General features: G+C 68.5%; 9 protein-coding genes. 3 read left to right on the top strand and 6 right to left on the bottom strand.

The window, feature by feature from the left end; translation table 11 throughout:
• Positions 1 to 65: 65 nt before the first annotated feature.
• Positions 66 to 974: an HhH-GPD family protein gene (locus AC08OQ_RS12610; RefSeq protein ID WP_476601160.1), complete on the top strand. Its 909-nt coding sequence runs from the start codon at positions 66 to 68 to the stop codon at positions 972 to 974.
• Positions 975 to 991: 17 nt separating this feature from the next.
• Here AC08OQ_RS12610 and AC08OQ_RS12605 read toward each other — a convergent pair whose 3' ends face one another.
• From AC08OQ_RS12605 to pstS, 5 genes are all read right to left on the bottom strand, one after another.
• Positions 992 to 1,774, bottom strand: coding sequence for a response regulator transcription factor (locus AC08OQ_RS12605; RefSeq protein WP_476605331.1), 783 nt, complete (start codon positions 1,772 to 1,774; stop codon positions 992 to 994).
• Positions 1,775 to 1,898: 124 nt separating this feature from the next.
• Positions 1,899 to 2,675, bottom strand: coding sequence for a phosphate ABC transporter ATP-binding protein PstB (gene pstB, locus AC08OQ_RS12600; RefSeq protein WP_462185928.1), 777 nt, complete (start codon positions 2,673 to 2,675; stop codon positions 1,899 to 1,901).
• A 122-nt stretch (positions 2,676 to 2,797) separates the two neighbouring features.
• Positions 2,798 to 3,862 carry a phosphate ABC transporter permease PstA gene (pstA, locus tag AC08OQ_RS12595; protein ID WP_476605332.1) on the bottom strand — a complete coding sequence of 355 codons (1,065 nt, stop codon included), beginning with the start codon at positions 3,860 to 3,862 and terminating at the stop codon, positions 2,798 to 2,800.
• A complete protein-coding gene (gene pstC / locus AC08OQ_RS12590; protein WP_476601155.1) occupies positions 3,859 to 4,905 on the bottom strand; it encodes a phosphate ABC transporter permease subunit PstC in 1,047 nt (348 codons plus the stop codon). Before pstC ends, pstA begins: the two co-directional genes overlap by 4 nt.
• 225 nt (positions 4,906 to 5,130) lie before the next feature.
• The gene (gene pstS, locus AC08OQ_RS12585; protein ID WP_462185925.1) at positions 5,131 to 6,240 is read right to left on the bottom strand and encodes a phosphate ABC transporter substrate-binding protein PstS; all 1,110 of its coding nucleotides are present in this window, start codon (positions 6,238 to 6,240) and stop codon (positions 5,131 to 5,133) included.
• 1,023 nt (positions 6,241 to 7,263) lie between these two features.
• Here pstS and AC08OQ_RS12580 point away from each other — a divergent pair.
• Together AC08OQ_RS12580 and proS are read left to right on the top strand one after the other, a co-directional pair.
• A complete protein-coding gene (locus tag AC08OQ_RS12580; protein ID WP_476591542.1) occupies positions 7,264 to 7,572 on the top strand; it encodes a hypothetical protein in 309 nt (102 codons plus the stop codon).
• 169 nt (positions 7,573 to 7,741) lie between these two features.
• A complete protein-coding gene (gene proS, locus AC08OQ_RS12575) occupies positions 7,742 to 9,148 on the top strand; it encodes a proline--tRNA ligase (protein ID WP_462185924.1) in 1,407 nt (468 codons plus the stop codon).
• Between the two features lie 344 nt (positions 9,149 to 9,492).
• Here the strand turns inward: proS and pyrH are convergent, their stop codons facing one another.
• Positions 9,493 to 10,296: a UMP kinase gene (pyrH, locus tag AC08OQ_RS12570; RefSeq protein ID WP_476601152.1), complete on the bottom strand. Its 804-nt coding sequence runs from the start codon at positions 10,294 to 10,296 to the stop codon at positions 9,493 to 9,495.
• Positions 10,297 to 10,811 lie beyond the last annotated feature (515 nt).

Raw genomic sequence — 10,811 nt, 5'->3', positions numbered from 1 at the left:
GGTGTAGTAGCCGAAGGCGACGGGAGGCCGCCTGCCGCCTCCGGCCGGCCTGGTCGCCTGGCACGATGGCGGGAATGACCAGCACAGCCGGAATCAGCAGCGCGCCCGGACCACTGGCCGATCTCGTCCTGGACTGGTTCGCCGTCTGTGGCCGGGACCTGCCGTGGCGCCGTCCCCTGACGAGCCCCTGGGCAATCATGGTCAGCGAGGTGATGCTGCAACAAACCCCGGTCAGCCGGGTGCTGCCAGTCTGGGAGGCCTGGCTGGACCGGTGGCCGACGCCCGCCGCGCTCGCCGCCGAGCCGGCCGGGGAGGCCGTCCGGGCGTGGGGCCGGTTAGGCTACCCCAGGCGCGCGCTGCGGCTGCACCAGGCGGCGACCGTCGTCGTCGAACGGCACGACGGCGAGATCCCCCGGCACCTCGACGATCTCCTCGCGCTGCCCGGCATCGGGAGGTACACCGCGCGGGCGGTTGCCGCCTTCGCCTTCCGCCAGCGCCATCCGGTCGTCGACGTCAACGTGCGCCGGCTGTTCGCCCGGGCCGTCGAGGGAAGAGCCGACCCGCCGGCCACGGTCAGCCGCCGCGACCTGGTCGAGATCGCGGAGCTGTTGCCGCCGGACGCCGAGACGGCCGCCCGGGCCAGCGCCGCGTTCATGGAGCTCGGCGCGCTGGTCTGCGTTGCCCGGATGCCTCGCTGCGCCGCCTGCCCCCTGCTGGGACGGTGTGCGTGGGTGTCCGCGGGCAGCCCGCCGAGCGCGGGGCCCGCGCGCCGGCCCCAGGGGTACGCCGGCACCGACCGCCAGGTCCGCGGCCGGCTGCTCGCCGTCCTGCGTGACGCCAGTCCGGAGGTGGGTCAGGAGATCCTCGACCAGGTCTGGGACGATCCGGTGCAGCGGACCCGCGCCCTCGCCGGACTGATCGACGATGGCCTCGTGGTACGGGTGGCGCCGGGCGTCTACGCGCTGCCCGGCTGACGTCCCTGCGGAAGGGCTCAACCCGGATCGGCAACGGCGCGGAAGCGGTAGCCGACCCCGCGGATGCTCTCGATGACCGTCGGTTGGCCGGCCGTCTCGCCCAGCCGCCGCACGTGCACGGCAAGCGTGTTCGTCTCCGTCTGCGCCGAACCCCAGACCTCTCGCAGCAGCGTCTCGCGCGTGACGACCCGGCCCGTCTGTTCCAGGAGCAGCGCGAGCAGCCGGAACTCCCGCGGCGGGACCGGGACCACGGCCCCGTCGAGACGGACCTCGTGCGCCGCGCGGTCCAGCAGCACCCGTCCGCCGCGCAGCACCTCCGGCTCGTGCATCCGGGGCGGATACGTTCCGGCCCGTCCGGTTCCGATGAACCCCACCATCGCGAGGACCTCGGGAACCCGGTACGGCTTGCCCACGCAGGCGCTGGCCCCCGCGTCGAGTCCGGCGGCAGCTCTCGGCCGGTCATCGGGGCCGACCGCGAGGAGAATCGGCACGTCGTCGTGACCGGGCACGCTACGCACCGTCCGCACGACGGTCACCCCGTCCACCACGGGCAGCCGGGCACTGATCAGCAGCGCGGCCGGATGCCGCAGACCGATCTCCAGCAGGGCCAGCGCCCCGTCCGCCACCACACTGACCTCGACACCGTTCGCGACGAAGGCGTCGAGCATGCCGTCGTCGACGTCCTCGTCCGCGATCAACAGCGCCGGGCAGCCCCCCGGCCCGGTGCCCGTCGTCCGTCTCCGCGTCCCACCGGACGGGCCGCGGTACCGACGCCCGTCGGCTGCCGAGTCTACTGCCACGACCGCCAGGCCTGCCGGAACGGCCGGGTCCTCGCCTGTCGAGCCACGGTCTTGCCCCCCGGTTGACCGGCCCCACGCGGTACCGGGAGCATCCGCGCGTCCTGTCCGCCAATCTCCCCGTCCGTCAGCCGAACCGTCCGGAGATGTAGTCCTCGGTCCGCTTTTCCTTGGGGTTGCTGAAGATCTGCGAGGTCTTGTCGTACTCGACGAGGCGGCCGGGGTCGCCGGTCTTCTCCAGCGAAAAGAAGGCGGTCGAGTCGCTGACCCGCGACGCCTGCTGCATGTTGTGGGTGACGATGACGATGGTGAAGCTCGACTTCAACTTCGCGATCAGATCCTCGATCGCAAGAGTGGAGATCGGGTCGAGCGCGGAGCACGGCTCGTCCATCAGCAGGACCTGCGGCTCCACCGCGATCGCCCGGGCGATGCAGAGCCGCTGCTGCTGCCCACCGGACAGACCCGCGCCCGGCCGGCCCAGCCGGTCCTTGACCTCCTCCCAGAGGTTCGCGCCCCGCAGTGACTCCTCGGCCCGCTCGTCGAGGAGCGCCTTCTTGCGGATCCCGTTCAGCTTGAGCCCGGCGATGACGTTCTCGTAGACGGACATGGTCGGGAACGGGTTCGGTCGCTGGAAGACCATCCCGACGGTGCGGCGGACGGCCACCGGGTCCGTCCCGGGCCCGTACAGATCCTCACCGTCGAGGAGCACCTGCCCCTCGACCCGGGCCCCCGGAAGCACCTCGTGCATCCGGTTGAGCGTGCGCAGCACCGTCGACTTCCCGCATCCGGACGGCCCGATGAATGCGGTGACGTTCTTCGGCTCGATGGTCAGGTTCACGTCGGCTACGGCTTTGAACTTCCCGTAGTACGCCGTCAGCCCGGAAACGTCGATGCGGGTGGCCATGGGCTACCTCGACTCACGATCTGCCTGGATGCTGTTTCAGAGGGTCGGATCAGATGGGATGGGACTAAATGGGATGAGATAGGGCATGATCTGTGCCGCGCTGTCATCCCGGGTCAGGGTCATCACAGCCGCGAGCGTCTGGCGACCAGACGAGCGATGAAGTTGAGCAGCATGATGATGATGATGAGTACCAGGGCGGCGGCCCAGGCCCGGTCCACCGCCGACTGCTGCGGCTGGCCGGCCTGCGAGTAGATGTACAGCGGCAGTGCGGACTGCTCCCCGGAGAACGGGTTGGCGTTGATGAGGTTCGTACCGAAGACGGTCAGCAGCAGCGGCGCGGTCTCGCCGGCAACGCGGGCGACCGCGAGCATGACGCCGGTCACGATCCCGGGCAACGCGGTGGGGACGACCACCTTGAGGATGGTCCGCCAACGCGCCACCCCGAGGGCGTAGCTGGCCTCCCGCAGCTCGTCCGGAACGAGCTTCAGCATTTCCTCGGCGGAGCGCACCACGATCGGAATCATGAGCACCGTGAGGGCCAGGGCACCCGCGAATCCGGAGAAGCCCTGGTGGAAGGCGAGGATCCAGAACGCCAGGATGAACAGACCCGCGATGATCGAGGGAAGACCGGTGAGCACGTCGACGAAGAAGCTGATTACCCGGCTGACCCGGCCGCGGCCATATTCCACCAGGTAGATGGCCACCAGCAGACCGAACGGCACGGCCAGCAGGCTCGCCAACCCGACCTGCTCCACCGTGCCGATGATCGCGTGGTAGATGCCACCACCGACGTCACGGGCGCCGATGCCGTTCATCGAGTGAGTGAAGAACTCGGGGCGCAGCCGCCTCGCACCTTTCTCGATCACATTCACGAGCACCGCGAGCAGGGGGATGACCGCGAGCAGGAAGGCGGCGTAGACCAGGTTCGTCGCGAACCGGTCCCGGGCCCGGCGGCCGCCCTCGACCAGCGTCGAGGCCACGGTCATCGCGAGGATGAAGAAGACGGCAACCAGCAGGGGGAACTGGATCCTGCTGGAGATCGAGGTCACCAGGTAGATCAGGGCCGTCAGGACGACGGCACCGGCGACGGCAGCGAGCGGTACCCAGCGGGGCAGGACCCGGCCCCGCAGCTGCAGTCGGTCCTCACCGCCCTCGACGGCGGGGCCGGGAACGGTCGCGGTGTTCATGCGGCACTCCCCGAGAACTCACGCCGCCGCGCGATGATGGCGCGAGCGATGATGTTGACCAGCATGGTGACGATGAAGAGCACGAGACCGGACGCGATAAGCGCACCGCGGCCGATGTCGTTGGCCTCGCCCCATCCGTTCGCCACGTTCGCGGCGATGGTGTTACCGGCCGGCGCGAGGATCTGCCAGGAGATGTTGAACGACGCCGGCAGGACCAGGGCGACCGCGATGGTCTCGCCCATCGCCCGCCCGAGGCCCAGCATCGAGGCACTGATGACGCCCGGCTTGCCGTAGGGCAGGACGGCGGTTCTGATCATCTCCCAGCGGGTCGCGCCCAGCGCCATCGCCGCCTCCCGATGCGCAATAGGCACCTGCAGGAACACCTCGCGGGACAACGCGGCGACGATCGGCAGAATCATGATCGCGAGGACGACATTCGCAACGAAGATCGACCGGCCGACCCCGCGATCGGTCTCGAACAGCGGGATCCACCCGAAGTAGTCGGTCAGCCAGCTCTGGATGCCCTTCATGTGCGGCGCGAGCACGAGCAGTCCCCACAGGCCGTAGACGACGCTCGGCACGGCCGCCAGCAGATCGACGATGTAGCCGAGGGCGGAGGCCATCCGGCGAGGTGCGTACACCGTAATGAACAGGGCGATGCCCACCGCGACCGGAACAGCGATGATCATTGCGATGGCAGCAGTGATCATCGTGCCGAACAGCAGTGCGGCGATACCGAAAACCGGCGGCGTGGCGTTGGGGAACCACTCCTCCGTGGTGAAGAAGTTCCCGGTATTGGCGTCGAGGGCATTGGTGGCGCGCAGTACCAGGAAGGCCGCGATCGCGGCGATCAGTACCAGCAGCCCGACCCCGGCCGTGCGGGTGGCATTCTTGAAGATCAGGTCAGCGACGCCGACCTTGGCCTTGCCTGTCGAGGTGTCCGCCAGCCCGCCGGCCGGCCGATCACCTCCCGATGGGGCGGCCGTCGCCGAAGCGGCCCCCCGAGACTCGGCGTCCGCCGAGCTGTCCGGCTCCGTCGTCATGGTCCCTCTTCCCCTGGTGCTCCGAACTCGACTTCCGCTCGTGAATGCCCTGGCCGTCACCGTCTTGGCTGGTCTGGCGCTGTTGGTCTGTTCTAGTGCGCTGTTCTGGTCTGCCGTTCTGGCCCGGATGCTCTCGCCGTCGTCAACGAACAACGGACCCGCGGTGGGGCTGTTCACCCCACCGCGGGCACCGGATAGTCCGATCGGAGCTGCGTCAGATCGACGTCAGGACAGCTTGTCGACCACCGTGCGGACCCGGGTCGCTACCGAGTCCGGCAGCGGCGCGTAACCAAGGTCGGCGATCGAGGACTGGCCCGCGTCCGACGCGGTGTAGGTCAGGAAGGACTTGACCAGCTTGGCCTGGTCGGCCGGGAGACCAGCGGTGCAGGCGATCTCGTAGGTGACCAGGTAGATCGGGTACGCCCCCTTGGTCGCCGCGGCGTAGTCGAAGGTGAGCTTCAGGTCGTCACCGCTGGCGATCTTCGCGGTGCTCAGGCCGAGGGAGGCACCATCCGTGCTCGCCTTGACGTACTCGCCGGCACCGTTCTTGACCGCGACCGTGGACAGCCCGGCGTTCTCCGCATAGGAGAGCTCCACATAACCGATCGAGTTCTCGGTGGACTTCACGGTCGCAGTCACCCCCTCGCTGCCCTTGGCACCCTGGCCGCCCGGGGCCTTCCAGTCCGAGCCGGAGTCGAAGGTCCAGGCGGCGCCGGCCGCGCCCTTCAGGAACTTGGTGAAGTTGTCGGTGGTACCGGAACCGTCGGACCGGTGCACCGAGGCGATCGGCGCGTCAGGCAGAGTAACCCCACTGTTCTCCGCCGTGATCGCCGGGTCGTTCCACTTGGTGATGGCACCGGAGAAGATCTTCGCTATCGTCGGGGCGGACAGCTGGAGCTTGTCGACACCCGAAAGGTGGTACACAAGCGCGACCGGGCCGACCACCATCGGCAGGTCGACAGCCGTACCGGGGGTACAGCGATTGTCCGCGTCGGCCTTCTGCTGGTCCTTCAGCGCCGAGTCGGAACCGGCGAAGGAAATCTGCTTGGCGATGAACTGCTGCCGACCGGTCGAGGACCCCGTCGACTGGTAGTTGATCGTTGCGCCGTCGCAGGCGTTCTGGTACGCCTTGACCCATTCGTCCATCGCGTTCTTCTGCGCGGAGGAACCCGATCCGGTGATGGAACCCTTCTCGCAGGCGATCGCGCTCGCCCCGTTCGACGGCTTCGCCCCGGTGTCGCCGGAGTCACTGTTGTCGTCGGTGCCACACGCCGCCACAGTGAGCAGTGCCACCATTGCAGCCCCGACGGCGGCCTGACGCTTGCCTCGGTTCACGAGCAGCCCTTCGTTCTTGCGCGCTACGGCGCCGAATCGTCCGCCCCCTGGACTGGGGCGCCGACAAGAATCGAAGCCATCTCGAATGAACGCAAGGTGAACGTCCGCGAACGCGGACCTATCACCAGCCGGAACACATCCATGTCACTAGATTCGTGGTTGATTAGCCAGCCCGCGGCCAATCCGATCACAACCGTGCGTGTCGAATAATCGACAAATAGTCACTCTCACTCGTCACCCCAAACATCACGCCACACCCGGAGCGCCGTGGACGAGTGACTCTCGGCCACGGACAGGAGCGTGACGAGAACGGACGGAAGTGGACGAGAACGGACGGAAGCCTGGAGAGAACGGACAGGAACAGGCGAGAGCTTGACAGGAAGATCGCCGAGCCGCCGGAACTGGATCATTCACGGTCATCGAGCGGCACCATCGCTGCCAACCTTCCGACGCGGCAAGCACCGAAAGTTCACCGACGCGTGTCATGTCCGACCCGGGGCGCCGCGCCCTGCGACGCAGTGGGACGGAGCCGGCGAAGCGGCCAACCCGCGCGCCGCGCTACGCAGCTGATCGGGATCTTCGTCCTCTGTTACCAGACGTCCGCTCTGAGCACAGATCGCCGGTAGCCAACCCCGCGTTCTCGTGCTTTGCTGTAAAGCAACATCGATGTGGCTGACAGCATCAACGGCGTATCCGAATCAACGGCGTATCCGAAGAGCAGCACGACCCGTCCGTTCCATCCGACCAGCGCATCCGCCTGCGCCGGCCCGCCCACCGGGAGCCGTCCCGCCCGGCGATGAAGCGCGCCACGACCAGCCACCGCCGCGTGGCGGGACGACGATGTCCCGTCACGCGGCGGATCGGCGGGGTCCGGCAAGCGGCAGACCGCATGGCGCAGAGCCCGCGGGTACCGCCGCGCCCGGTCGGCCGGACGACCCGGGGCCGGCGCTGCGCACCCCCGTGCCGGCGGCACCAACCAGACGCGGCACGACACGCGACACGACAACGGAGGACGACCAGAACATGAACACCGTCGACAGCGACGATCTCCTGCCGGAACCCCGTCCGGTCATCGGGGGACGGCCACGGTCACTGGCCGAGGTGGTCACCGTCAACGACGGCTTACTCGTCCAACACGAGCTGCTCCTCGCCCCGGGAGCCACCGCCGCCGACCTGACCACCGCGATGATCCTCGTCCCCCCCACGGCCGCGCTGGTCAGCCATCACGGCGACGTGGACGTCTCACTGGTATTCCAGGAGGTTTCGCGGGATTCTCGGCGCGGGGTCGACGGGCAGCCGGTCGGACGCGGCGGCGATCCGGGCCGGACCTGAACCGTCCCCTCAGCGACCGTCCACTCTGGCGACGGGCCGTCAGCCGAGACGACCGCGACCGGCGCGAGGCGCCTTCCGAGCGGCATCCGGGGGCGCCCGCCGGGGCGGGGACACAACAGGTGCCGGTCCCCGGGGCCACGAGCCGTGGTCGAGGCAATATCGTGGCGGGGTGGCTGTACTCACCTCCCGCTCGACCGACTTTCCGCGCTGGTATCAGGACGTGCTCGCCAAGGCCGAGCTGGCCGACAACGGCCCCGTCCGCGGGACGATGGTCATCCGACCGTACGGCTACGCGATCTGGGAACGCATGCAGGCCGAGGTGGACTCCCGGATCAAGGCCGCCGGGGCCGTCAATGCCTACTTCCCCCTGTTCATCCCCGAGAGCTACCTGCGCCGGGAGGCCGAGCACGTCGAGGGCTTCAGCCCGGAGCTGGCGGTGGTCACCATCGGTGGCGGCAAGGAGCTGGAGGAGCCCGTAGTCGTCCGGCCCACCAGCGAGACCGTGATCGGCGAATACCTGGCCAAGTGGACCCAGAGCTACCGTGACCTGCCGCTGCTGCTCAACCAGTGGGCGAACGTGGTCCGGTGGGAGCTGCGTCCCCGGCTGTTCCTGCGCAGCAGCGAGTTCCTCTGGCAGGAGGGCCACACCGCGCACGCCGACGAGGCCGATGCCGCGGCCTACGCCCGTCGGATCGCGCTCGAGGTCTACCGCGACTTCATGACGCAGGTGCTGGCGGTCCCGGTGTTCGTCGGAGTGAAGACGCGCCGGGAACGGTTCGCCGGCGCGACCAACACGATGACCTGCGAGGGCATGATGGGCGACGGCAAGGCCCTGCAGATGGCGACCAGTCACGAGCTCGGCCAGAACTTCGCCCGCGCCTTCACCATCGACTTCCTCGGCGCCGACGGAGCCCGGCACCTGGCGTGGACGACGTCGTGGGGCTGCTCGACCCGGATGGTCGGCGGGCTGATCATGGCGCATGGCGACGACAACGGCCTGCGTGTCCCGCCCCGGTTGGCGCCGACGCAGGTCGTGGTCCTGCCGGTGCGCGACGACGAGACCGTCGTCACGAAGGCCCGCCAGATCGCCGCCGCGCTGACCGACGCCGGTCTTCGGGTGCAGGTCGACGCCCGTCCCGGGCTGTCCTTCGGCCGGCGGGTCACCGACGCGGAGATCAAGGGCATCCCGGTACGGGTCGAGGTGGGTCCGCGGGACCTGGCCGCGGGCAACGTCACCCTGGTGCGCCGGGACACCTCCGAGAAAGTGCCGGTGCCGCTGGCCGAGGCCGCCGCGCGGGTGCCGGTGCTGCTGGACGAGGTGCAGGCCGACCTGTACGCCGAGGCGCTGGCCCTACGCGAGAGCCGGACGACGGACGTCGCCACCGTTGCCGAGGCCGCCCGGGCCGCCCAGGCCGGCTTCGCCCGGATCCCCTGGCGCCTTGTCGGCGAGGAGGGCGAGGCCGAGCTCGCCGAGGAATCGCTCACCGTGCGGTGCCTCCAGACACCGGACGGCGGGATCCCCGAGGCCGGCAGCGACGCCGACGACCTCGTCTGCCTGATCGCCCGCTCCTACTGACGTCCAAGATCCCTGGCGTGGTGGCCGTCCGGAACAGAGACGATCAGCCGCGCAGGCGGACGGGGACCTGTCGGCGGCGACCGTGGAAACCTAGGTCAGTCGTATCTTCACGAACGTATCTTCACGAAGCTTGAATTATGGGACCGGGTTAGGAGTCGTCGTCTTCGTCCACGAAACGGGCGTAATGCGTCCCGCGGTGAGTCCGCCGCCGTGCAGACAAACCGCGCCCGTCCTTCGAGAAGCGGATTCGATCTCCCTCGACCTTCCCCTCGGGGGCAGATCGGGACCAACGTCGAGATCGATTGTGTGGCCGGCGCCTCGGGATCAGGCCGTCGATTTTGGGATCAGGCCATCGATTCGGCGGGGCTGGCCAGCACCTCGTTCCCGAACTCTTCGGACTTCTCCGGCGACGAGGAGATGACCGTCCCCCGGTGCTCACCACGGCAGATCGCCGTCATCGCGCCCCGCTGCTCGATATCGAAGATATGCAGCGGCATATCGAAGTCACGGGCCAAGATGAAGGCCGACTGATCCATCACCCGGAGCCCGCGGCTGATCACCTCGTCATAACTGAGGTGCGAGAAGAGCCTGGCCCCTGGATTGATCTTCGGATCGCTGTCGTAGACGCCGTCCACGCCGTCCTTGGCGGCCAGCACCGCGTCGGCATTGAGCTCCAGCGCCCGCTGCACCGCCGGGTAGTCGGTAGTGAGGAAGGGCTGGCCGTTGCCGCAGGCGAGGATGACCGTCGCCCCCTTCTCCAGCAGGTGCACCGCTCGCAGCCGGATGTAGGGCTCGGCCACCGCCGGAACGGGAACCGCCGTCATCACCCGCAGGTTGTCCTCACCCAGCGCGGTGAGCTTCCCCCGGAGCAACAGACTGTTGATGACCGTACTCAACATGCCGATATTGTCGGCTTCGACCCGGTCAATACCCCACCGGCCCGACTGGTTACCACGGAAGAGGTTCCCACCGCCGACGACGATCGCCACCTCCACGCCGGACTGGCGGACGGCGATGATTTCTCGGGCGAGGTGCTCCAGCGCGTTGGAATCGAAGCCGAATTCGGCGGAACCGGCGATCGCGCGACCGCTCAGTTTGACGACCACTCGGCGGTATCTCGTCACTGTCTCCCGCTTCCCCTTTTCCATGGTGCGATCTTAACGTAGGCGGGCCAATGATCGATCATGAGCCTATGACCCCTCCGGTACACGGTAGAGCACCCGGCTCCCGGGCACGTCGCACGACGGGCGCGTCCGGGAGATCCGCCGACGGCGGACCGTACCCGCAGCACCTTTCGCCGGCGGCCCACCGACGACCGCCGTCGTGATCAACCGCCATTAGGCTCCGGGGGCGGCCGGAGGTCGGGCCCGGCAGTGCGTGGACGCCGGCGGTGGGGACGAGACGGCGGCGATGGATCAGTATCCCGCGCCCGGCCGGCACCACCAAGATCACCCAAGGACTACGTCACCACTCCCGCCGACCCGAACAACCGCTCCACGCGATCACGAATCTGGATTACCGACAGACGACTTCGCCGGAGCCCGGCAGGAGAATACTGGATATGCTCGAAGCGAGGCCACCGACGGTGAGCGGCGCGACGGATCCGATACCGCAGAGGAGAACTGTTGCGATGTTCTTACCCGGAAGGCCGTCGTTATTGGCT

It is taken from the genome of Frankia sp. CcCS3 (assembly GCF_977927575.1).
The sequence above is the reverse complement of the archived record's forward strand: the minus strand, read 5'-3'. Positions and strand labels throughout refer to the sequence as shown.

Bases quoted from the DNA above. Each gene is read 5' to 3' on its own strand.
- pstC (WP_476601155.1), bottom strand. From the start codon at position 4,905: ATGACGACGGAGCCGGACAGCTCGGCGGACGCCGAGTCTCGGGGGGCC.
- pstA (WP_476605332.1), bottom strand. From the start codon at position 3,862: ATGAACACCGCGACCGTTCCCGGCCCCGCCGTCGAGGGCGGTGAGGAC.
- pstB (WP_462185928.1), bottom strand. From the start codon at position 2,675: ATGGCCACCCGCATCGACGTTTCCGGGCTGACGGCGTACTACGGGAAG.
- AC08OQ_RS12610 (WP_476601160.1), top strand. From the start codon at position 66: ATGGCGGGAATGACCAGCACAGCCGGAATCAGCAGCGCGCCCGGACCA.
- AC08OQ_RS12580 (WP_476591542.1), top strand. From the start codon at position 7,264: ATGAACACCGTCGACAGCGACGATCTCCTGCCGGAACCCCGTCCGGTC.
- pyrH (WP_476601152.1), bottom strand. From the start codon at position 10,296: ATGGAAAAGGGGAAGCGGGAGACAGTGACGAGATACCGCCGAGTGGTC.